The sequence below is a fragment of the Yoonia ponticola genome, assembly GCF_014199395.1.
GTDB lineage: Bacteria > Pseudomonadota > Alphaproteobacteria > Rhodobacterales > Rhodobacteraceae > Yoonia > Yoonia ponticola.
Genome location: NZ_JACIJM010000005.1, coordinates 252,586 through 274,480 on the forward strand (window position 1 = coordinate 252,586; position 21,895 = coordinate 274,480).

The window sequence follows — 21,895 nt, forward strand, 5'->3', positions numbered from 1 at the left end:
AGTCTGTAAATAAGGGGTTTGCAGCACGGTCATTTGGCGAAGCGTCAAATGCAGCAGGAATTTGTGGCGCGTGGATGTGCGGCAGGCATCGGATTGGTTCCGTGTCGGCGACAATGGTGGCCCGCAGTGATGGGGCCGCCCCTAACCTGGGGTCACTTAAGGTTTTGCGCCGTGAGATCGCGCAGTCGCTGCAATTCAGCGACCGTGTCATCCAGTTGTTTGCGTTGTTCTGTAAGCTCAATCAGCTGCTTGTCCGCAAGTTCTATCCACGTTTCCATCTGCGTGGTGTTGCCTTCGTTCTCGTAAATCTGAAGCCACTGGCGGATGTCTTCCAACGCAAAGCCAAACCTGCGGCCGCGCAAGATCAGCGTCATACGCGCAAGTTCCTTGCTGCCGTAGAAGCGAGACCGACCTTCTTTTTCGGGGGTGAGCAATTCAATATACTCGTAGTACCGCAATGTCCGCGGCGTGACATCGAACTTGGCACACATTTCTTTAAAGCTTAGGCGGGGTTCAGACATCACGGTTCTCCTTACTCAATAGTATAGCGCGGTCAGGACCCAAGGCAACGTGCCAATGCCATTCAAGAAACACCTTTTCGCGGCGGCTTGGGAATGTCAGATATAGGCGATACGAGGCGTGACAAAGGACAGGCAATGACACCAGAAAATCAAGCAAAGATGGTAGCCGACTTTATCCAGAACATGCCGCACGCCAAGGCGTTGTCGATGCTGGTGGAACGGTCGGGCGCGGGCGAGGCTGTGATTTCAATGCCTTATGACACGCGGTTGATTGGTGATCCTGAGACGGGTGTGATCCATGGCGGGGCGGTGTCTGCGCTGATGGATACCTGTTGCGGTACTGCCGTGATGTGCCATCCGAACGCGGGTGTGCCGACGGCGACCTTAGACCTGCGGATCGATTATATGCGCTCTGCGACGCCCGGGGATCGGATCACGGCCACTGCGAGTTGTTACCATGTGACCCGCAACGTGGCCTTTGTTCGCGCAGTTGCGACAGACGCCGACACGGATCGGCCAGTTGCGACCGCAACGGGCGCATTCACCGTGCCACAGCAAAAGGCGGTGACGTCATGAATAAACCTGAACCGGTCCAAGTGATCAAACAACGGCGCGACGCGGCCTTGCAGCAGTTATTGTCCGACGTACCTTATATTCAGTTCCTTGGTGTGCAGTTTGACCGTCGCGGTGATGAGTTGACGGCTGTGTTGCCGTTTAAGGAAGACCATATCGGCAACCCGATGCTGCCCGCGATTCATGGTGGTGTGACGGCGGCATTTTTAGAGATCACCGCAATTATCCAGCTAAGCTGGGCGATGATCTGGGATGATATGGAAGGCAAAACCGTTGATCTGCCAGATCGCATCCAGCTGCCTAAGACCATCGATTTCACGGTCGACTACCTGCGCTCTGGTTTGCCGCGTGACGCTTATGCGCGGGCACGCGTAAACAGGTCTGGGCGTCGCTATGCATCGGTGCATGTCGAGGCTTGGCAGGACAATCGCACGAAGCTGTTCGCCCAAGGCACGGGGCATTTCTTGATGCCGGATCGTACAAAGGCGCCATGAAGACCGGCGCGCTGACCAATCGCAGGATCCTGTATATCGCATTGCCGATTGTGCTGTCCAACGCGACGGTTCCGATCCTTGGCGCCGTGGATACGGGCGTGGTCGGACAGTTGGGCGACGCGGTCCCGATTGGCGCAGTCGGGATCGGCGCGATCATTCTCACGGCGCTGTACTGGGTGTTCGGGTTCCTGCGCATGGGCACGGCGGGCCTTGCTGCACAGGCACATGGTGCGGGCGATGATGCCGAAGTCGCGGCCTTGTTGTCACGCGCATTGCTGATCGGCGCGACTGCGGGTCTCGCGATCATCGTTCTGCAAATCCCATTATTTTACGGCGCGTTTAGCCTGTCACCTGCGAGCGCAGAAGTCGAAAGCCTTGCGCGCGATTACATGGCGATCCGCGTGTGGTCCGCGCCTGCGACCATTGCACTGTACGGCATCACGGGCTGGCTTGTGGCGGTAGAGCGCACCAAAGCGATCCTGGCGATCCAAGTTTTGATGAACGGCGCGAACATTATCCTCGACCTGATCTTTGTGCTTGGATTCGACTGGGGTGTGTCGGGCGTCGCGTGGGCCACATTTATCGCGGAATGGTCGGGGCTCGCGTTGGGTCTATGGCTGTGTCGCGACGCATTTATGGGCACGGCATGGCGCGATGCTGCACGGATATTTGACCGCATCCGGCTAAAGCGCATGGCGATAGTGAACACCGACATCATGATCCGATCGGTTCTGCTGCAAGCGGTCTTTGTCAGTTTTCTGTTCTGGGGGGCGGATTTTGGGGACGTCAATCTGGCGGCGAACCAAATCCTACTGCAGTTTCTTTATATCACCGCCTACGCGCAGGACGGCTTTGCTTTTGCCGCGGAATCGCTTGTGGGGCAGGCGCTGGGCGCACGCAGGCGGGCAGCTTTGCGACGTGCGGCGATCCTGACCTGTGGATGGGGGACGGCGACGGGGTTATTCCTGACGGTCTGCTTTGCCCTATTCGGCACAACGATCATCGACACCATGACGACAGCGCCAGACGTGCAAGCAGCGGCGCGGGTGTTTTTGCCCTACATGATCGCGGCACCATTGATCGGGGTCGCGGCATGGATGCTGGACGGGATTTTCATCGGGGCCACGCGGACCACGGACATGCGCAACATGATGGTTGTGTCGGCGGTTGTCTACTTTGTTTGCGCCTTCCCGCTGATGGCCCTGTTTGGCAATCACGGGCTGTGGGTTGGGTTACTGCTAAACTTTGTCGTGCGGGGCGTCACGTTGGCGTTGAAATACCCCGCACTTGAAGCGTCAGCTGACGCTTAGTTCGCGCAATCGCGCAGAGTTTCGGCCAATTGGCGCATCATTGCGGCATAGCCAACTTCGGCGCGGTCGGTGACGTCGAGCAGCGCTGATTTCGCATCGGTGCCTTCGATCAAAACATCCGCCCATTCGGCATCAGTCGGAGATTCATGCAATACGCAGGTCACAGCGCCTGATGTGACCTGTTCGCGCAAGCCGCGCAGGTGTTGTGGGCCCGGATCAGCATCTTCGGCGTTCGAGATGAAACCTGCCGGGACAAGACCCGTGCTGACTTCGAAATACTGAAAGCTGTCGTGAGGGAGGATGATGCGGCTGCCCTCAACGTCGTCAGTGATCGTTGCAAGATCCGCGGTGAGTTGGGTCATGTCAGCTTGAAATTTGGATAGGTTGTCGGCGTATGTTTGCGCGTTTTCGCTGTCCAAGGTGGTCAAAGTCGCTGCAATCTCTCCAGCCCAGACAGAAGCAATCGCAGGGTCGAGCCACGCGTGAGGGTCGCTGTCGCCGTGATCATGGCCGTGATGCGCGTCGTGATTATCTTCATCGTGCTCGTGATTATCATGCTTGTCTTCATCATGATCATCGTCATGCCCGTGGTCGTCGTGGTCGTCGTGGTCGTCGTGGTCGTCGTGGTCGTCGTGCGCGTCTTCATGATCATCGTGATCGTGATCGTCATCTTCTGTGCCGCGTGTCGGCAGGATTTCCCAGCCTTCGGTCTCTAGCAATGGTAGACCAACCGCGTCGCCCGATAGATTAGCCACTGGATCAACCAACCAGGGTGTGAGGGCAGGGCCGACCCAGATCACGACGTCTGCATTCGAAAGCGTCCGTGCTTGCGACGGGCGCAAGGTGAAGTCATGCGGGTCGTCACCAGGGGTCAGCAATACCTCGGGCAATGCCACGCCGGACATCAAGTCAGTAACGATGCTTTGCGTCGGGCCAAAGTCGGTCATGACGCGCGGTGCATCTGCTAGCGCTGCAGTCGGAATGGCGAGGATTGGTAAAAGTAGACGAGTGCGAATTGACATGGCTTGCCTCTGTTGGTGAATTATATTAAGATTGATATGTTATAACGTAACACGGATTGCAAGATGGAAACGACGACCCCCAAAGGTTTTGCACAGCACGACCACACGACCTGTGTCGCGTCGGCCCTTGCGGCTGCTGATGCTGCTTGTCTTGCGCGTAAGGTGCAATTCACGCCGGTGCGACGCCGGACGCTTGAAATCCTGCTCGAAGCGCATGCTGCACTTGGTGCGTATGATGTGCTAGCGCGGCTTGATACGGACGGGTTCGGCGCGAAGCCGCCAGTGGCCTATCGCGCGCTGTCTTTCCTTGTGGATCAAGGGTTTGTGCACCGCATTGAACGATTGAACGCCTTTGTGGCTTGTTCTCATCCGGACACAGTTCACAATCCTGCCTTCATGATCTGCCGCGGTTGCGGAACGGTCGCCGAGGCGCAGGCGACTGATACATCCTTGGGGGCTACGGCTGCATCAACAGGGTTCCAAATCGAACAAACTGTGATCGAAGCAGAGGGCCTTTGCCCAGAGTGTCAGACCGTACCATGACCCTACTCGCTGCTGAAAAAGTCGCCTTTCGCTATGGTGGGCATAATGTGTTGGATCGTGTCACGCTGGCATTGGTCCCGGGTGAAATCGTGACGATTGTCGGGCCAAACGGGTCTGGTAAATCGACGCTTTTGCGGGTTCTGATTGGGGCGCTGAAGCCAAGTAGTGGTGCGGTGACGCGGGCGAAGGGGCTGAAAATCGGCTATGTGCCGCAAAAACTGCATATCGATCAATCGATGCCGCTGACCGTGCGCCGGTTTCTGGATTTGCCGAAACGTGTAAGCGACCATGATGCTTGTCAGGCGCTGGAAACCGCAGGGCTAACTGATCTGGGGCAACGGCAGATGGCGGGGCTGTCCGGCGGGCAATTCCAACGTGTTTTGCTGGCGCGTGCGATCATCGGGCGACCTGATGTCTTGATGCTTGATGAGGCGACGCAAGGGCTGGACCAACCCGGATCTGCGAGTTTCTATCGACAAATCGAAGCAGTCCGTACCGAGCTTGATTGTGCTGTCTTGATGGTCAGCCACGAATTGCACGTGGTGATGAGCGCCTCTGATCGCGTGATTTGTCTGAACGGGCACGTTTGCTGTGAAGGCACGCCTGAAGTTGTCAGTGCCGCGCCCGCTTATCGCGAATTATTCGGGACCGGAACGGGCGGTGCGCTGGCGCTTTACCGTCATGACCACGACCACCATCATCATGACCACTCACACGAGGCCGCTGAATAATGCTTGACGATTTTGTGGTGCGCGGGGTCCTTGCGGCCCTCGGTGCGGTATTGGCGACCGGGGTGTTGGGCTGTTTCGTGGTCTGGCGACGCATGGCCTATTTCGGGGATGCGATGGCACATGCGGCGGTTCTTGGGGTGGCGCTATCGCTGGCTTTTTCGCTATCAATCTACGTTGGCGTCATCATCACGGCGCTTTGTATCGCGTTGATATTCATACAACTCACTGACGCGGGGCAAACCGCAGATGCGGCGCTGGGCGTGCTGGCGCACACGGCATTGGCACTGGGGCTCGTGATTGTTTCGCTATTGTCGGGCGCAAAACTAAGCCTGTCGGCTTACCTATTTGGAAGCGTCTTGAGCGTCGGAATTACGGACCTTGCCGTGATTTGGGGCGGTGCGCTGGTTGTTTTGGGGGTGCTGTGGTGGCAATGGTCGGACCTGTTAACCGCGACGCTCAGCCCGGATTTGGCCTATGCGGCGGGCATCGACCCGCGCCGTAAAGAGTTGCTGTTAACCGTGTTGCTCGCGCTTGTCGTAGCTGTCGCGATCAAGGTTGTCGGGGCGTTGTTGATCACCGCATTATTGATCATTCCGGCCTCTGCTGCGCGTCAATTTGCGCGGACACCCGAAGGCATGGCCGTCGCCGCGATGATCGCTGGCGCTTTGGCGGCATTATTGGGCACGCAAGGATCCCTGATGTTCGACACGCCGACCGGGCCGTCGATTGTTGTGGCGGCGGCGGGCATATTCACGGTGTCGATTATTGCTGGACGGTTGCGCAGTTGAGTTGTTTTGGCGAAATGAATGCGGGCGTGGTTTTACACGTCCATCCATAGCGTCACAGGACCGTCGTTTGTCAGCGTGACTTTCATGTCAGCGCCGAATTTACCAGTCTCGGTGTGGATGCCTAGGGCGCTGATATCGTTAATGAACGTTTCGTATAATGCGCGGCCCTCGTCAGGGTGGGCAGCGCTGGAAAAACCGGGACGATTGCCGCGTGATGTATCCCCTGCGAGCGTGAATTGACTGACGATGAGGGCGGAACCGCCTGTGTCTTTGAGCGACAAATTCATCTTGCCGGCGTCATCAGCGAAGATGCGTAGCTTGCTGATCTTCGCTGCAAGTTGGACCGATTTGGCCGCATCGTCGCCCTGCATTGCACAGATGAGGATCAACAAGCCGGGGCCGATTTCACCGATGGTGTGGCCATCTACGGCGACTTTGGCGTCGGTGACACGTTGAATTAATGCTCTCACAGCTCCGATGCCCAAGGCGGGTTTGCACCAGCGCGTGAGACTGTGATTGCAGCAGTTTTTGCACCGAGCGAAAGGGCATCGCGGATCGCGCTTTCAGACAGGTCGGCGACGGCAGACTTGGTTAACAGGCCCGCGTTGTGAAGGCTGGCAAGCAGGCCCGCGTTGAATGTGTCGCCAGCACCAACGGTATCAACAACGGTGGCTTTGTTGGCCGCGACAAAGACTTCTTGGGTCGCCGTATATCCGGTCACGCCTTTGGAGCCTTCGGTAATACACAGTAATTTCAGATCGTTATCAGCGACCATGCGCCGTGCTTTTTCGGCGGTGTCGCCGTTTGGATCGAGCCAATCGAGGTCTTCATCCGAAAGCTTTATGATATCAGCGAGCTTGATCATTTCGGCGATCCGCGCCCGATACGTTACTTCATCGTTAATGAATGACGGGCGAATGTTCGGGTCGATCATCGTGACCTTGGAAGGTGCCTCGCGTTTGAGAAGCGCCAGGTAGGTCGCGGCACAGGGTTCAACCGCCAGTGAAATACCGCCTAAGAAAATCGCGTCCGCTGATGTCGCGGGCAAACTGTCAATTGGCAGCATGCGACCCGCGGTGTTTTCGTCGTAGAACGCATAAGTTGCGTGCCCATCGACCAATTTCACAAAGGCCAATGTCGTTGGCGCGTCGGAGCGGTGCGCGAGGCTGGCATCGACATGCGAGGCGACCAATGCATCAATCAGAACGGTGCCAAACAGGTCCGTCGAGAGGCCTGAATAGAACTGTGTCGGCACGCCCAAACGCCCCAAAGCGATGCTTGTGTTGAACACCGCGCCACCAGCGTGCGGCGCAAATGCGGCTTCGCCCGAGGTGGATTCACGGGGTAGCATGTCGATCAGGGCTTCGCCCGCGCAAAGGATCATCGCTTAACTCCTACTGACTGTTAGCGATAACAAATCCCACACCTGCCGCGATAATCAAGCCGATAATGACCGCAAAGGTGATTTTCCAAGCGGAATAGGGCCGTTCGCCCTGCACACGCCCTGTCCTGCCGTTAACGACAAATCGATAAGTTTTACCGTTATATTTGTAGGCTGCCAGCCAAACGGGCAGTAAAATATGCTTGAATGTCACGTCGCTGATCTGGGTTCTGACGTCGCTAACCCGTTGTTCATCACCGCCAATATCGTATTTGACGTCGCGCAGGATCATGCGGTCCATATAGGCGCGGGCTTGAGTGAAGCCGTCGGTCAGTTGAACTTGATAGCCTTCAGCGCGGAACCCGGCGAGGTATTCAGGCTTGTAGGGCTCTAATTCCGACAAATCCCACGGTTCTAATCCATCAGTGTATTTTTTCGGTAAACTGTTCGATGCGAGCACCAGAACATCGTCAAAGAATCGTGCGACACGACCAGAGGCAGCCCGCCAACGGGTTTTGCGCACCTTCACTTGACGGCGTTTTCCGTCGCGCACAACTGTTTTGGTTTCGTAATAGTGTGTGCCGCGTTGGCCCGAATAGCTGGATTTAGTGTCGGCGTCGAACGTCCAATAGGGGACGTAGATGCCGTTCATTTTGCGTCCCTTGCGTGCATAGTCGGTTAAGCCATTTGGCGCGAACCAAAGCGAGCCAAGCCAATTCGTCAGCTCTTTGCGTGACGCAGGTTCATCCAATTCGAACGGCAGTAAACCACGGGGTTTGATGTGTCTGTGTGTGCCTGTGTCGGTGACAACTGGGGTCGCACAAAAGGGGCATTCTGCCGCGTGTGTGTCGCCGTCAAATTCCGTTTGCGCACCACAGTTGGGACAGGTGATGACCTTGGTTTCTTCGATTTCCTCGGAATCCAGCGCATTAGCGACAGCATCTTGGAAATCGAGTTCTTTGATCCCGTTCGCCATACCCGTCGCGGTTTCAAGCGCTTCAGTATTGCCACAATGATCGCAAATCAGCCTATGCTGGCCGGGGTCAAAGCGCAGGTCAGAACCGCAATTATCGCAAGGAAATCGATGTTCTTGCAGTGGGCTGGCGGGGCTGTCGAAATCAATGTCTGGCATGATCTAAATAGCGCTTATCACAGGTTGCAGCGTGCAGGGAAAGTTCAGCGCACCACCGTCGCCAAACGTGCCTTCGCAGTAATTTCCACCCGATGGCGTTTGGAAAAGCGAAATGCAAATCCCGCTCCAATCGCCCGCTTCGGCGACGCACATCGTATTGCCATCAAAGCCGGAAATCGTGCTTTCGATCCGTGTGCCAAAGGTCGGGTTCACATAGGTCGCGGTCCCATCAAGCGCGAAAATCACGCCTTCGCCACTGGGCGCGAGGGCGCTAAATGCGTCGACTGTCGGGTGGCGCGCTTTGAGATCGGATTGCGCCGTAATTACATCGACGGGCAACGCGCCATCAGGGCGCGAGATCGCGTCGTCGGAGGCCACGCAGCCTAACAAAAGGCCGACGAAACCGAGGCTGATTAGGGTGCGTGACGTCATGGTTAAACTCCCGGAGGGGGCGGTGGGGCAACGGTAAAGATGCTGTTCAAATCGGCGACATCTTCTGCTTTGATCCAACCGTCTTGGCCTTGTGTCCAGACCAATGTGTCGCGGTTCAAGCTGCCATCGGTGACTTTGCGGCCCATCGCTGCTTTGGAAAACGGTCCAGTGACATCGCCGGAAACCGCGATATGCCAAACATGTTCGGCAGGCGGGGGCGGTGGCGGAGGAGGGGCCATCGCGGCGGGTTGCTGCGGGGCTTGCCCCCACGGTCCGGCATTCTGATTCGGGTTGAACATATTGCCCATCTGCATGCCCAATCCGGCACCCATTCCCATACCCATCGCCTGACCCGCAGCAGAGCCTTCGGCGCCCATGGCTTCGGCGGCTTTGTACTTCATGTGATCGTCGAGGTTGCCCGCGATTCCACGTGAAGTTCTTGTATCCAACGCCTTTTCTACCGCAGGCGGCAGGCTGATGTTTTCGATATAAAGCTCGGGCAGCGTGATGCCGTATTGCGCAATCGTGGGGTTGATGGCCTCTGCGATCAGTTTACCAACTTCGCCTGTGTTCGCGGCCATATCCAAAACCGGAATGCCGGATTTCGCGATGGCGCGGCTAAAGTCTTGGACGATGATATTGCGGATTTGGTAGCTGATTTCATCGGCGGTGAATTCGCCATCAGTGCCGACGATTTCGGTCATAAACCGCGCCGGATCGCTGACCTTCATCGTATAAGTCCCGAATGCACGGATGCGCGTCGGGCCAAATTCGGGATCGCGCAGCATGATCGGGTTTTTTGTGCCCCATTTCAGGTTGGCAAACCGCGTCGTATCAACAAAATAGATCTCGGATTTGAACGGCGATTTAAAGCCGTGATCCCAATGCTGCAACGTCGTCATGATCGGCATGTTGTTGGTTTCTAGCATGTAGAGACCGGGTGTAAACACGTCCGCGATTTGACCTTCATGAACAAAAACAGCAGCTTGGCCTTCGCGAACCGTCAGCTTTGCACCGTATTTGATTTCATGACCCGCGCGTTCAAAACGCCAAACCATTGTGTCTTGGGTGTCATCAGTCCAGTGGATGACGTCAATAAATTGACCTGAAAGAAAGTCGAGAATGCCCATAAATTAGGTCTCCTTAATAATCGTCGTGTCTACCGTTTGCACTGCCGACGGACTGTCACCGCGTCCCGTATCGAAAATCACCATGCCAAACGCGCTTTTGCATTTGTGCAACGTGTGTTTTGGGCCTCGCATGGATGGTCCTCTTGAGTGCAAATATCGACTTGTTAACATTAAGCTAAGCAGCGTTGTGCCGCATAGCAAGGTTACTTAACTTGGTCCGCTATTCAGCAGTTCGCGGGCGATAACCCGCGCGATTGGGGCTGCTTCGGCAGCATCCATACCTGTGCGGAAACGCGGATCGTAAAGCATTTTGAGCAATAGCTCGTCGTGCGTTGTCAGCAGTCCAAATTCCTCGTCATCGTTGAAAATCGACGGGCGAGCCTGCGGGCTATCATTGGCAAGGCCGAGGCCCTGCGCCAGTTCTTCGTGAAAGCATGACGTGCGCAAAAGGTCAGGGTGTTCAGCCCGAATGATGGCGACGGCCTTGGAATAGCTCGCGGTGCCACCTTGGGAAAAGGCGACCACGATGCACAGTTGATCGCGCGGAAGTTGTGTAATGGCACGCAGAGAACTCTCTGCAATTCCTGGAACAATTTCGCGCAAACGGTCACGGAACCCAAGTCTGTCATCTTCGCTCAATACAAGAACGTGGTAGTTCGGGTCGACATCGGTCTGCGTAATCGACAATCCGCTGGCCCGCGACAGCCGCCGCGCATAGGCGCTGATCGTGTTGCGGTCCTTTGTTTGTTGAGTTTGCGAGACGGACGGCCCAAATTCAGTGGTCATCCGAACAGGCGTATCCCAGCGACGCAGTCGAGACAGCGTCGCTTGCGGGCGCAAAACGCCGCCCTCAGTCACATATTCATCGAACAGCGCGATACGGACAAAATTTCGCGCGAGAATAGTATCGGTGAACGGTGTATCAGGGCCGCCACCATCACCGCGTAACAACCCTTGCGTGAGCAGGTCATTCTGCAAACGTCGGTAATAAATTGCTAAGGCTTTGCTGGCCTCGCTGGGTTCGGTCACAATCGGTTCGGGTTCCGGCGTCGGTTCTGGTCGTTGCACTGGCGGTGTATTTGGGATCGGCTCAACCGGCGGTGGCGTTTCGCAGGCGGCAAGCGTCATCAGGCCCAAAAGGCCCGTCATACGCATAATGCCGCCCGCAATTTTCATTTAAGCACCTGTCGCAGTTCCGATGGTATCACCGGTTTTGTCGCCACGTGCTTTGGCAGAGGCAAGCGTATCTTTCAACTCTTGCTCCATTTTTACCATTTCGGCCTCGGCTTCAGAGCGTTTGCGTTTGCCTTCGTCCGCGATTTCCAAGCTTTCGTTGATCGTGGCGATCAAGTCGGCGTTGGCTTGCTTCACTGCGTTGATATCGAAAACGCCGCGTTCCATTTCGGTGCGGATGACCTTGTTCGCGTCACGCAAGTTCTTCGCGTTCGAGGTTAGCAATTCGTTGGTCAAATCGTTGGCATCGCGGACCGCTTCTGCGGCTTCGGCAGACCGTTGGATCGTTACTGCTTGGGCGAGTTGGGTTTCCCAAAGCGGGACCGTGTTAACCAAAGTCGAGTTGATCTTGGTTACGAGCGACTTGTCATTTTCTTGCACGAGGCGAATTGATGGCAAAGATTGCATCGTGACCTGACGGGTCAACTTCAAGTCGTGAACACGACGTTCCAGATCGTCACGCGCGGCCCGCATGTCGCGCAATTCCTGCGCAACCATCACCGCGTCGCCTTCTGGCGTTGCTTCGACTTGCGCAACCTTAGCGGGGATCACTGTGCTGTCGAGTTCTTCGAGTTTGGCCGTGCCTGCCGCGATATAAAGCGCAAGTTCATCGTAGAATGCGAGAGTTTTGTCGTAAAGAATATCAAGGCTTTCGATGTCGCGCAAAAGCACGCCTTCGTGGCGCAAAAGGTCTTCGGTGATCCCGTCAATTTGACCTTGAACACCTTCAAATTTCGCAACAAATTTGGCCATAGGGGCGGCACGACCTAGCAGTTTTTCCCACCAGCTTTGCTTGCGACGGACATCAAGTTCGGACACTGAAAAGCCACGGATCGTGGACACGATACTGCGCAGGCTGTCGCCTGCTGGACCGACGTCTTTGTTGCGGACGCCTGCAAGCATAGATTGTGAAATCTCCTGCAATTCGGCCTGTGCGCCCGAGCCGAAAGAAATGATCGACTGCGTTTCCGTAATGTCGATTTCGTTCATTCGTTTGGTGATCGCGGCGCTCGTCGGCGCGTCGGCATCGGCCAATGGAACCAGTTCGCCCATCGGTTCTGGCAGCACCACGGCTGTCACTTTTTCAACATCGGCCAAAGTGGCCGCAGCTTTTTCGCGGATCGTATCAGACATATGTGTCCTCCTGAAGATGTGGCTGTTTCACGAGCCGTCGCGCTGCAATCTATCGCGCAGCACTTTGATTTCGATATCCATATCCGTCCGATCATCGACCATCATTTTGTCGGTTCGGGCGGCAAAGTTTTCTTGTAGATCGTCTAGCAGTGCGACGTAATCTGACCGCACAGTTGGGTCTGATTTGCGGCCATAAAGGTCGACGAATTTGATCGTCGCGTCGCGAGCGCCTTCTAGGTAAACACCGAGATATTTGCGGGCGCGGGTCAGGTCGCGCGGGTCTTCTTCGACTGTGCGGGCCATTTTGCGAGCGGTCGCTGAAAATGCCGCGACTCGGGCGGTCAAATCACGATCTTCAAGGCGTTCGATGTGATCTTTCATCGCGGATAGGCTTGCGTCAGCTTGGTCAACGACGCGTGCGACGCGGTCCTGTTGAAAGGTGTCGACGCCTTCCATGCGTTTGTCTTTCAACGGGTCGATGCCAAAGGCAACGCCGTGCAAGCCGAGCGCGACGACGCCATATAATACAGACCCGATCAGGCCGCTGTCGCCGGTATACGCGGCCAGTGTGACGCCCAAACCAGTCGCAATCGATGCGATCATTTTGCGCGGGATGCTGGGTCTGCGGGCGACGCGGCGTGCGTTATATTCCGCCTCTGCTTTCAATCCTTCGCGTGTGAACCACGCGGCAAATGTCAGCAACGCGGCCCCGACGAGAGCCAGCAAAAGCGTCATTGGCCCATCGTTAATCGACGTGAAAATCAGGACAACGGCGGGAACAAACAGCAATCCAGTGCCCTTTGTCCCGTCATCTGTGATCGCATGTTCAAGCGGCGTCTCGCGCATATCCTCGGCAGAGGATGATCCGTTTGGGCTATATTTTCCGCCAAATTTCTTCGCCATTACGCTGCCCCCAAAAAGCCGCTGGTCACACCAAACAGCAAAATTACCAGGACGACAAAAGCGATTCTGCGTATCGTATCAGGCAAGGTGCCCCCAATGCTTTGCTTGGGCGGTGCCCCGTTGAACCATCGCAAAAGTGCCCAGATGAGCAACATGCCGATCAGCACAGGGAACAGCAAAAGGAAAAATATCAGCAGTTTGATCATGACTCATGTGTTTCATTACTTCAGTTCCTTAACAGATAGGCAACATTTCCCAGTTTACGAACGTTTTTGTGCCGCTGCGCGTTCCGCATTGAGTTTGCGTGCGTAGCCGGATTGCAGAACTTCTACCGCAAAAAGCACGACAACCGCAAAGTAGAAGGTGGATTTCGACATTGGCACAATGGCTTGCCCGAATACTTTGATATTTAAGCTTTCGTCATGCATGGCGTGACCTGCCGCGACGCCGGATTCGCCGAGCAAAACAACACCGACAATCAACAAAATAAACAACCCGAGCACCTCGTACATCCGGTTCTTTTCCAAGAATTTAGTCACACCGTCCGCGAGCAATAGCATCGCAGCGCCCGATAACAGGATCGCGAATGCAAGGATCGGGAACACGTCGGTGATCGCCAAGGCTGATAGCACCGAATCAAACGAAAAGATAAGGTTCATCATGACGATCAACACGACGACTTTGACCGCTGATTTTCCGCTTTTGTTATCAAGGCTATGCCCAAGGTGTTCCATCGACAGCATGTGCCGGATTTCCTTGATCGCGGTGTACATCAAAAATGCGCCACCAAAGATAAAGATAACTGTGGCGAAATTCACCGCGCCTTCGATCACGCCAGTCCATGTGAAAGTGTAGAATGGCTCTGCTAGCGCATCGATCAGGCGGATCATAACGAACAGCAGAACAACGCGCAGCAGCACGGCGATTAGAATGCCCCACATGCGCACTGCTTTTTGCTGGGCGACGGGCGCACGTTGGCTCTCGATTGATATGTAGAGAAGGTTATCAAACCCTAAAACGGCCTGCAAAAAGCACAGCATGATCAGGTTTGTTGCGTTCTCGAAAGTCAGTAGTTCGGACACGATGAATGGTCCCCCAGTCGGCATGATGCGTCAATTTGGCGCAAGCATGCACGCGGGGCACAGCGGCCACAAGGGTTCAACGACGTTGGTTTTTCCCCGCAGGACGGCCTTTTATCGGACGATTGATTGGTTTGCGGATGCGTGTTGGCTGCGGTTTGTCGGACAAGCCTAGCTGATCACGGACAACGCGCTGCTTCAGTTCTTCAACTTCACCTTGCGCAAGCGAGCCTAGCTGGAACGGTCCATAGCTGACCCTGATCAAGCGGTTCACCGTTGCGCCGATGGCTTCCATCACACGGCGAATCTCGCGATTTTTACCTTCGCGGATGCTGATCGTCAGCCACGCATTTGCACCTTGCTGACGGTCAAACGTCACGGTCATTGGCTGGTAGTTTACACCTTCAACGCTGATGCCTTCGCGCAGGCGATCAAGGCTTGCCTCTGATGCGGACCCTTTGATCCGAACGCGGTAGCGACGAAGCCAGCCCGTGCTTGGCAATTCCAGTTTGCGCTTTAGTTCACCATCGTTGGTCAACAAAAGCAGACCTTCAGAGTTAATATCAAGCCGTCCAACAGACATCACGCGCGGCATGTCTTCGGGTAGGCTTGCGAACACCGTCTTGCGATCACGTTCGTCGCGTTCAGTCGTCACAAGGCCTGCAGGCTTGTGATACAGCCAGATGCGGGGCGGATCGGGTTCGCCCACGTCTTTGCCGTCCACAGTGATACGCGCACCGCCGATGATATTCAGGGCAGGGCTATCGATCACCTTGCCGTTCACAGTGACACGGCCCTCAGCGATCATGCGCTCGGCCTCACGGCGCGATGCAATTCCAGCACGGGACAAAACTTTGGCGATACGGTCGCCCTTGGGGATATCATCTGACATAATATCACCCCTAAGCACCGCGTAGGTTTTAGGCAATGGTTCGCGTTTGTTTTGCTCCTAAATAACGGCATCGGGCACTTGCAACCGCTGGGCCAATTGCGGGACAAGTAGATATGAAATTTCACAGCCACATGAATATCGCGTTAACGCAGGCCAAATTAGCGGCAGATCGCGGCGAAATTCCTGTGGGGGCGGTTATTGCGGGACCTGCCGGCGTTATCGCAGAGGCTGGTAACCGGACCCGCGAATTGAACGATCCAACGGCCCACGCCGAGATGCTCGTTATTCGTGCCGCCTGTGCGGCGTTGGGGCAGGAACGGCTGACTGGCTACGATCTTTACGTGACGTTAGAACCTTGTCCGATGTGCGCCGCTGCGATCAGTAATGCCCGCATTGCCCGACTTTATTACGGTGCGAGTGACGCGAAATCCGGGGGCGTTGCCCAAGGCCCGCGCATTTTTGCCCATTCCCAGTGTCATCATGTCCCTGAAATTTACGACGGAATTGCTGCTGCTGCGTCGCAAGACATGCTCAGACGCTTCTTTGCGGACCGTCGTCGCTGATACCGGACCGCATTATATAGACATAACAGCGCCCATGTCCTTGCGGCCAAACCAACGGGACGGTAAACGCGAAATCGATATCAGACGGAGACACGGCCCATGTCCATTGACACCGAAACCGCCCGCCGCGTGGCGAAACTTGCCCGCATTAAGGTTGAAGACGACGCGCTGCCCGCGCTCGCGTCAGAATTTAGCGCGATTCTGGGGTTCATTGAGCAACTCAATGAGGTTGATGTTGAGGGCGTAGAGCCGATGACATCCGTCACGCCGCAGCGTTTGAAGCGCCGCGAAGACGTTGTAACCGATGGCGACCAGCAGGACAAAGTGCTGGCCAACGCCCCTGATGCCCGTGAAGGGTTCTTTGCTGTGCCGAAGGTGGTTGAATAATGACTGATCTGTCCAAACTCACAATTGCTGGTGCTCGTGATGCGATGCGCAAGGGCGATGTATCGTCTGTTGAGCTGACACAAAGCTATTTGAAATCCATTGAAGGTGCCGGTGCGTTAAACGCGTTTGTGCACCACACGCCAGAGATCGCTATGGATCAGGCGAAGGCAGCTGATGCCCGTATCAAAGCAGGCGATGCCCCTGATATGTGCGGTATCCCGTTGGGTATTAAAGATTTGTTCTGCACCAAAGGTGTCGCGTCGCAGGCTGCGTCCGGCATTCTGGAAGGGTTCAAACCCGAATACGAATCGACTGTGACCACACAGTTGTTCGACGCAGGGTCCGTGATGTTGGGCAAGCTCAACATGGACGAATTCGCCATGGGCTCGTCGAACGAAACATCTGTTTATGGCAACGCCGTGAACCCTTGGAAAGTTGACGCGGAACTGACGCCCGGTGGCTCTTCTGGTGGGTCCGCTGCCGCTGTTGCCGCTGATCTGTGTCTTGGTGCGACGGGCACCGACACTGGTGGATCAATCCGCCAACCTGCTGCTTTCACGGGCACAACTGGCATCAAGCCGACCTATGGCCGTGTGTCCCGTTGGGGTGTTGTGGCATTTGCGTCCTCGCTCGATCAGGCAGGTCCAATGACCAAAGACGTCCGCGATAGCGCGATCATGCTAGAGGCGATGTGTGGCCACGATCCAAAGGATTCCACGTCCGCCGATCTTGCCGTGCCAAACTTTGAAGCAGCACTTACTGACGACATCAGAGGCAAAGTCATTGGTATTCCAAGAGAATACCACATGGACGGGATGCCCGAAGAGATTGAAAAGCTTTGGAAAGACGGCACAGCGATGCTGAAAGACGCAGGCGCTGAGATCCGCGACATTTCCTTGCCGCACACCAAATACGCGCTGCCTGCGTATTACGTGATTGCGCCTGCTGAGGCATCGTCGAACCTTGCCCGCTATGATGGCGTGCGTTTCGGGCATCGTGCCAAGCTGGATGCGGGTGACGGCATCACAGAGATGTATGAAAAGACACGCGCCGAGGGCTTCGGTCCAGAGGTGCAGCGCCGCGTGATGGTCGGGACTTATGTGCTGTCCGCCGGCTTCTACGACGCTTATTACAACCGCGCCCGTAAGGTTCGTGCGTTGATCAAGCAGGATTTCGACAAAGTTTATGCAAGCGGTGTGGATGCGATCCTGACACCTGCGACGCCGTCATCTGCCTTTGCTCTGGGCGCGATGAAAAACGCCGATCCGATCCAAATGTACTTGAACGACGTGTTTACTGTCACAGTGAACCTTGCGGGTCTGCCGGGCATCGCTGTGCCTGCGGGCCTTGATAAAAACGGACTTCCGTTGGGCCTGCAGTTGATTGGGCGTCCATGGGAAGAGGGCGATCTGCTGAACGTCGCCTACGCGCTTGAACAAGCCGCAGGATTTGTAGCCAAACCGGCGAAGTGGTGGTAAACCCACCGCTGATTTAGAATGATAGGGGCGTGACCTCGTGAAAATTGGTACTTTTGGTCTTGTAGCTGCGTTTGCGCTGTCTGCCTGTGCGATGACACCGCCTGCGGTGCCTGATAGCGGGCGCGGTGTTGGTTTTGGCGACTACGCCGAGTTTGAACTCGACCGTGCGCGTCGCGAGGCGCAACTGACGAGCCAGCAAGGTGGTGCGCCACTGTCCGCAACGCGTCAGCCTGTTGCAGCAGCGTCAGTACCCGCGACCGCGAACCAAGCGATCCCGTCTTCTGATCTTGCCGCCGCCGGTATCGGTGCGAATGCTGCCAGCACGGCAGGTGTTTCGACCGCACCATTGAACGCATTGGCATCCGATCCTGTCGGTGAAACGGATGAAGAACGCGAGCGCCGTTTGGCCAACAACCCTCAGATTTCTGACGAGAATAATTTTGCGGCAGTCAGTAGCCGTGAAACCATCGAAAGCGATGCAGAACGTCGTGCTGAACAAGCACAAGCGTTGATCGTGGTTGAACCGGTTCCGTTGCCAGAGGCACGTGCAGATTCGGGTCCAAATATCGTGTCCTACGCGATTAATGCGCCGAACCAGAAGGGCCAAGAATGGTACGCTCGTTCGATCCTGTCCGGCGAATCGCGGTTCTCGTCCAATTGTGCGACATACGGCAGCCCTGACGCCGCACAGCGCGATTTCTTGACGCGCGGTGGTCCAGAGCGTGATCCACGGGGCATCGACCCTGACGGCGACGGTTTCGCCTGTGGATGGGATCCGGCACCGTTCCGTGCTGCGGCTGGAAACTGATCCTTACGCACCCATCCCCTAATTTCGGCCCGCGTCGTGACGGCGCGGTGCCCGACATGGTTGTGGTCCACTATACCGCAATGATGTCGGCTGATGGGGCCTGTCGGACTTTGTGCAATCCTGACAACGAAGTCTCTGCGCACTATCTTATCGACGAGGACGGCACGCTCAGGTCGATGGTGTCCGAGGGCATGCGGGCTTGGCATGCTGGGGCAGGGGCTTGGGGGGCTGTGACAGATGTGAACAGCCGCTCGATTGGGATTGAGCTGGCGAATTCTGGTGCTTGTCCTTTTGGCTTGGCGCAAATGGATGCGCTGGTCGATCTGCTGCACGGCATCACACAGCGTTGGGCGATCCGGCCAGAGCGTATTATCGGCCATTCCGACATGGCGCCGGGCCGCAAGATCGACCCCGGTCGTAAATTCGACTGGCGGCGTTTGTGGCTAGAGGGGCTTGGCGTTTGGTGTGACGGCACGTCTAGCCACGACCTGCCCGTTGATCCTGAGATATTTCGCGATGCGGCCAAGGCGTTTGGCTATCCCGATGTTGATGATGCGCTGTTGCTGGATGTGGTGCGCATGCGGTTTCGTCCGTGGCACAGTGGCCCGCTTGATGCGGTTGATATGCACATCGCCACCGATCTCGCGGAACGTTTCCCCGTTGACGCACCACGTCTCTCTGCGTAAGCCGCAGAGGCGCGGATGGCTGGATGGCTGCGGCATGTAAATGTCGAGGAAAGTCCGGACTCCACAAAGCACGGTGCCGGGTAATGCCCGGCGGGGGTAACCCTAGGGACAGCGCCACAGAGATGTAAACTACCTGTGTCCGCACAGGAAAAGGTGAAACGGTGGGGTAAGAGCCCACCGCGGACGTGGCAACACGGACGGCACGGCAAGCCCCACCGGGAGCAATGCCAAATAGGGACCGCGTGTCGCCCGCAAGGGGGACGGGGATGCTTGACCCCCAGCAGGTCCGGGTTGGCAGCTAGAGCGGCGTTGGTAACAGCGTCGTCAGATGAATGGTCATCCATCTGGGGCAACCCAGAGGACAAAATCCGGCTTATAGGCCGTCCGCGCATACCGATTTTGTCTCTGTTCTTGATTCGCTAGATGTGGCGGTGACACGGTATTTCGCCTGTTTCGCGCCCCGTAGAGCAGGGTCGCGATGTGCTTGTGGTGTCGCGTCTGGTGACAAAGCGCCCACCTCTATTGAAAACATGGCGTTTACGGTTGACTCGGGGCTAGACCCAAGTAAAAGGCAGCTTCTATAGATATTCACCCGCAGGCCGTTTGGGCCGCATATCGGAGAGATGAGCCATGGCGAAGCCTACCACCATCAAAATCCGCCTGAACTCCTCCGCAGGGACCGGGCATTTTTACGTGACTAAGAAAAACGCACGTACAATGACTGAAAAGATGGTCATCAAGAAATACGACCCAGTTGTGCGCAAGCACGTTGAGTACAAAGAAGGTAAGATCAAGTAATTTGATCCCTTTTTTGACCTGAGACAAAGCCGCGCAGTTTGCGCGGCTTTTTCGTTTGGGCCATGTAAATAGCGCGAAAGCCGGTGCGCTATGGCGTTATCCAGCGTCGCCGTATTGCCGCATGGGCTAACATCTGCTGGAACGGTGTGACATAGTGTATACATTCAGCCAACACGTATAGGTAGTGTCATGGACCTACAGACCCCATTGATCAAAGATCGCAATTGCAGCAGCTGCCCCATCCGTCATCGCGCCGTGTGCGCCACATGTGATGACGACGAAATCGTCACGTTGGACGCGATGAAGTACTATCGGTCCTTTGATGCGGGCCAGCCGATTATGTGGGCTGGCGACCGTATGGCCTTTGTAGGCTCTGTGGTCAGCGGAACAGCCACAATAGAGCGGTTGATGGAAGACGGACGCAAGCAAACCATGGGTCTGCTGTTGCCGTCCGATTTTATCGGGCGCCCGGGCCGCGATACGGCGACCTATGATGTGACCGCCATTACGGATGTGACGCTATGCTGTTTCCGCCGTGACAGCTTTGAAAAGATGGTCGCGCAGACCCCACATATTTCCCAGCGCATGTTAGAGATGGCGCTGGATGAACTGGATGCTGCACGCGACTGGATGCTGCTTTTGGGGCGCAAAACAGCCCGCGAAAAGATTGCAACATTTCTGATGATGATCGTGCGCCGCTCGACCGAAGGCGAGGCGGTTCTGACGACTGGCTCGAAACAGATCACGCTGCCACTGACCCGCGAAGCGATGGCCGATTATATGGGGCTGACGTTGGAAACTGTCAGCCGCCAATTTTCGAAATTGCGCAAGGAAGGGATGATCGTGATGGACGGCAAGCGCGACATCACGATCCCAGACGTAGAGGCATTACAGGCCGAAACCGGATCAGACCTGTCTTAATGTGCCATCAACAACGGTAGGTTCGTCAGCCCGAGAATATCGCGGGTGACACCGCCGAGAATCGCTTCACGCATGCGGGAATGACCATAAGCCCCCATGACGATGAGATCGACATTGGTTTCATTGGCACGCATCAGCAGTTGCGACGCAACCGAAGGCTGGGTGCGTGCATGAATAGCGACCTCGACCTTGGCACCCTGACGCGCCAGATAATTCGCCAGCTTGCCGCCCGGATCTGATCTGTCTGGGGCGTGCAACGGCGGATCGACGATTGAGATTGTCGTCGTCGTGGCCGTCTTCAACAACGGTATGGCGGCGCGCGCGGCGGCCATTGCCTCGGTTCCGTCATCCCAAGCGATTTTGATATTATCGAACGTGACCGACAGCTTAGGCACTGATGGGATCACAAGCACGGGAACGTCTGCGCCGAATAAGCAAGCTTCGAATGTCATGACGTCGGTGCGATCGTTGGCACCCTGATGCGGTGCGGGCAGCACGACCAGATCGAAGAACCGCATGTTATCCGACAAGAACGGATCAAGCCCGCCGGGCATCACCGTCACCGCCTGCACATCCCATTTGATATCTTCGGCAATCAACCTGCGCCGTGCGAGGGTTTCAAGCCGATCCGCCTGTTCTTGGGTCGCATCAAAATTCTGCTGCACGGCAATGGCATGGGCTCCGGCGTAGTAAAATCCGGGCTCTGTTGCATCGATTCCCGCGCATAGGACGTGCAGGTGTGCATTATGGTGCCGTGCAAAATCTATCGCGAAATTAAGCGCGGTCTGATCCGCATCGCTGTTATGAAGAATTGTCGCAATCGCTGTGTAGGCCATGATCTATCCCTCCGGTTTGTCACGTTACAGCATAGCGCAGTGTCCGGCGGTGGTCTTTGATCTAGCGCAAATCCTTTTCCTTCTACTTCTTGACCCAGATCAATGTGGATCACGCCGCCG

The 21,895-nt window shown here is 56.1% G+C and carries 27 protein-coding genes and 1 other RNA gene; 14 read left to right on the forward strand and 14 right to left on the reverse strand.

Annotated elements, in window-relative coordinates; genetic code table 11:
* Positions 1–152: 152 nt before the first annotated feature.
* A complete protein-coding gene (locus FHS72_RS10630; protein ID WP_183528870.1) occupies positions 153–521 on the reverse strand; it encodes a MerR family transcriptional regulator in 369 nt (122 codons plus the stop codon).
* 135 nt (positions 522–656) lie between these two features.
* Between FHS72_RS10630 and FHS72_RS10635 the strand changes: the two genes are divergently transcribed.
* Genes FHS72_RS10635 through FHS72_RS10645 form a run of 3 tightly spaced genes read left to right on the forward strand, consistent with a single transcriptional unit; the run spans position 657 to position 2,898 of the window.
* Positions 657–1,097, forward strand: a complete 441-nt coding sequence (locus FHS72_RS10635) for a PaaI family thioesterase (protein WP_183528872.1) — start codon at positions 657–659, stop codon at positions 1,095–1,097.
* Positions 1,094–1,588, forward strand: coding sequence for a PaaI family thioesterase (locus tag FHS72_RS10640; protein ID WP_183528874.1), 495 nt, complete (start codon positions 1,094–1,096; stop codon positions 1,586–1,588). Before FHS72_RS10635 ends, FHS72_RS10640 begins: the two co-directional genes overlap by 4 nt.
* Positions 1,585–2,898, forward strand: a complete 1,314-nt coding sequence (locus FHS72_RS10645) for an MATE family efflux transporter (RefSeq protein ID WP_183528876.1) — start codon at positions 1,585–1,587, stop codon at positions 2,896–2,898. The genes FHS72_RS10640 and FHS72_RS10645 overlap by 4 nt, the downstream gene beginning before the upstream one ends.
* Here the strand turns inward: FHS72_RS10645 and FHS72_RS10650 are convergent.
* Entirely contained in the window at positions 2,895–3,920 is a 1,026-nt protein-coding gene (locus tag FHS72_RS10650) for a zinc ABC transporter substrate-binding protein (RefSeq protein ID WP_183528878.1), read from the reverse strand. The genes FHS72_RS10645 and FHS72_RS10650 overlap by 4 nt on opposite strands.
* Positions 3,921–3,983: 63 nt before the next feature.
* On the opposite strand from FHS72_RS10650, the gene FHS72_RS10655 reads away from it, so the two are divergent.
* Genes FHS72_RS10655 through FHS72_RS10665 form a run of 3 tightly spaced genes read left to right on the forward strand, consistent with a single transcriptional unit; the run spans position 3,984 to position 5,982 of the window.
* Complete coding sequence (locus FHS72_RS10655) at positions 3,984–4,463, forward strand: helix-turn-helix domain-containing protein (protein WP_183528880.1); 480 nt, start codon at positions 3,984–3,986, stop codon at positions 4,461–4,463.
* On the forward strand, positions 4,460–5,194 hold the full coding sequence (locus FHS72_RS10660; protein ID WP_183528882.1) for an ATP-binding cassette domain-containing protein: 735 nt from the start codon (positions 4,460–4,462) through the stop codon (positions 5,192–5,194). The genes FHS72_RS10655 and FHS72_RS10660 overlap by 4 nt, the downstream gene beginning before the upstream one ends.
* Positions 5,194–5,982 carry a metal ABC transporter permease gene (locus tag FHS72_RS10665; protein ID WP_183528884.1) on the forward strand — a complete coding sequence of 263 codons (789 nt, stop codon included), beginning with the start codon at positions 5,194–5,196 and terminating at the stop codon, positions 5,980–5,982. The genes FHS72_RS10660 and FHS72_RS10665 overlap by 1 nt, the downstream gene beginning before the upstream one ends.
* Before the next feature lie 32 nt (positions 5,983–6,014).
* Here the strand turns inward: FHS72_RS10665 and dtd are convergent, their stop codons facing one another.
* The 11 genes from dtd to FHS72_RS10720 form a co-directional block, all read right to left on the reverse strand.
* On the reverse strand, positions 6,015–6,452 hold the full coding sequence (gene dtd, locus FHS72_RS10670; RefSeq protein WP_183528886.1) for a D-aminoacyl-tRNA deacylase: 438 nt from the start codon (positions 6,450–6,452) through the stop codon (positions 6,015–6,017).
* Positions 6,449–7,366: a carbohydrate kinase family protein gene (locus FHS72_RS10675; RefSeq protein WP_183528889.1), complete on the reverse strand. Its 918-nt coding sequence runs from the start codon at positions 7,364–7,366 to the stop codon at positions 6,449–6,451. The genes dtd and FHS72_RS10675 overlap by 4 nt, the downstream gene beginning before the upstream one ends.
* Before the next feature lie 10 nt (positions 7,367–7,376).
* Positions 7,377–8,495, reverse strand: coding sequence for a TFIIB-type zinc ribbon-containing protein (locus FHS72_RS10680; RefSeq protein WP_183528891.1), 1,119 nt, complete (start codon positions 8,493–8,495; stop codon positions 7,377–7,379).
* 3 nt (positions 8,496–8,498) lie between these two features.
* Positions 8,499–8,927 carry a hypothetical protein gene (locus tag FHS72_RS10685; RefSeq protein WP_183528893.1) on the reverse strand — a complete coding sequence of 143 codons (429 nt, stop codon included), beginning with the start codon at positions 8,925–8,927 and terminating at the stop codon, positions 8,499–8,501.
* A gap of 2 nt (positions 8,928–8,929) precedes the next feature.
* Positions 8,930–10,057, reverse strand: a complete 1,128-nt coding sequence (locus tag FHS72_RS10690) for an SPFH domain-containing protein (protein WP_183528895.1) — start codon at positions 10,055–10,057, stop codon at positions 8,930–8,932.
* Between the two features lie 207 nt (positions 10,058–10,264).
* On the reverse strand, positions 10,265–11,233 hold the full coding sequence (locus tag FHS72_RS10695) for a DUF2927 domain-containing protein (protein WP_246414631.1): 969 nt from the start codon (positions 11,231–11,233) through the stop codon (positions 10,265–10,267).
* A complete protein-coding gene (locus FHS72_RS10700) occupies positions 11,234–12,424 on the reverse strand; it encodes a toxic anion resistance protein (protein ID WP_183528897.1) in 1,191 nt (396 codons plus the stop codon). It abuts the gene before it with no gap.
* Positions 12,425–12,451: 27 nt separating this feature from the next.
* Entirely contained in the window at positions 12,452–13,327 is an 876-nt protein-coding gene (locus FHS72_RS10705) for a 5-bromo-4-chloroindolyl phosphate hydrolysis family protein (RefSeq protein WP_183528899.1), read from the reverse strand.
* Positions 13,327–13,533: a hypothetical protein gene (locus FHS72_RS10710; protein WP_183528901.1), complete on the reverse strand. Its 207-nt coding sequence runs from the start codon at positions 13,531–13,533 to the stop codon at positions 13,327–13,329. Before FHS72_RS10710 ends, FHS72_RS10705 begins: the two co-directional genes overlap by 1 nt.
* Before the next feature lie 54 nt (positions 13,534–13,587).
* Positions 13,588–14,409 carry a TerC family protein gene (locus FHS72_RS10715; protein WP_183529131.1) on the reverse strand — a complete coding sequence of 274 codons (822 nt, stop codon included), beginning with the start codon at positions 14,407–14,409 and terminating at the stop codon, positions 13,588–13,590.
* Between the two features lie 76 nt (positions 14,410–14,485).
* Entirely contained in the window at positions 14,486–15,298 is an 813-nt protein-coding gene (locus tag FHS72_RS10720) for a pseudouridine synthase (protein ID WP_183528903.1), read from the reverse strand.
* 113 nt (positions 15,299–15,411) lie between these two features.
* Between FHS72_RS10720 and FHS72_RS10725 the strand changes: the two genes are divergently transcribed.
* The 8 genes from FHS72_RS10725 to fnrL all read left to right on the forward strand — a co-directional run bounded on the left by FHS72_RS10725 (position 15,412) and on the right by fnrL (position 20,939).
* Positions 15,412–15,861 (forward strand): nucleoside deaminase, encoded by a 450-nt coding sequence (locus tag FHS72_RS10725; protein WP_183528905.1) that lies wholly within the window; start codon positions 15,412–15,414, stop codon positions 15,859–15,861.
* A 99-nt stretch (positions 15,862–15,960) separates the two neighbouring features.
* Entirely contained in the window at positions 15,961–16,248 is a 288-nt protein-coding gene (gene gatC / locus FHS72_RS10730; RefSeq protein WP_183528907.1) for an Asp-tRNA(Asn)/Glu-tRNA(Gln) amidotransferase subunit GatC, read from the forward strand.
* Positions 16,248–17,726, forward strand: a complete 1,479-nt coding sequence (gene gatA / locus FHS72_RS10735) for an Asp-tRNA(Asn)/Glu-tRNA(Gln) amidotransferase subunit GatA (RefSeq protein ID WP_183528909.1) — start codon at positions 16,248–16,250, stop codon at positions 17,724–17,726. The genes gatC and gatA overlap by 1 nt, the downstream gene beginning before the upstream one ends.
* 37 nt (positions 17,727–17,763) lie before the next feature.
* A complete protein-coding gene (locus tag FHS72_RS10740) occupies positions 17,764–18,534 on the forward strand; it encodes a hypothetical protein (RefSeq protein WP_183528912.1) in 771 nt (256 codons plus the stop codon).
* Positions 18,495–19,220 (forward strand): N-acetylmuramoyl-L-alanine amidase, encoded by a 726-nt coding sequence (locus FHS72_RS10745; RefSeq protein WP_183528914.1) that lies wholly within the window; start codon positions 18,495–18,497, stop codon positions 19,218–19,220. Before FHS72_RS10740 ends, FHS72_RS10745 begins: the two co-directional genes overlap by 40 nt.
* A gap of 11 nt (positions 19,221–19,231) precedes the next feature.
* Positions 19,232–19,612: RNase P RNA component class A (gene rnpB, locus FHS72_RS10750), an RNA gene on the forward strand.
* 238 nt (positions 19,613–19,850) lie between these two features.
* The gene (rpmG, locus tag FHS72_RS10755) at positions 19,851–20,018 is read left to right on the forward strand and encodes a 50S ribosomal protein L33 (RefSeq protein WP_072857731.1); all 168 of its coding nucleotides are present in this window, start codon (positions 19,851–19,853) and stop codon (positions 20,016–20,018) included.
* 189 nt (positions 20,019–20,207) lie between these two features.
* On the forward strand, positions 20,208–20,939 hold the full coding sequence (gene fnrL / locus FHS72_RS10760; RefSeq protein ID WP_183528916.1) for a transcriptional regulator FnrL: 732 nt from the start codon (positions 20,208–20,210) through the stop codon (positions 20,937–20,939).
* Here the strand turns inward: fnrL and FHS72_RS10765 are convergent.
* Positions 20,936–21,775 (reverse strand): universal stress protein, encoded by an 840-nt coding sequence (locus tag FHS72_RS10765; RefSeq protein ID WP_183528918.1) that lies wholly within the window; start codon positions 21,773–21,775, stop codon positions 20,936–20,938. The two genes, fnrL and FHS72_RS10765, sit on opposite strands and share 4 nt — an antisense overlap.
* Between the last annotated feature and the right edge of the window lie 120 nt (positions 21,776–21,895).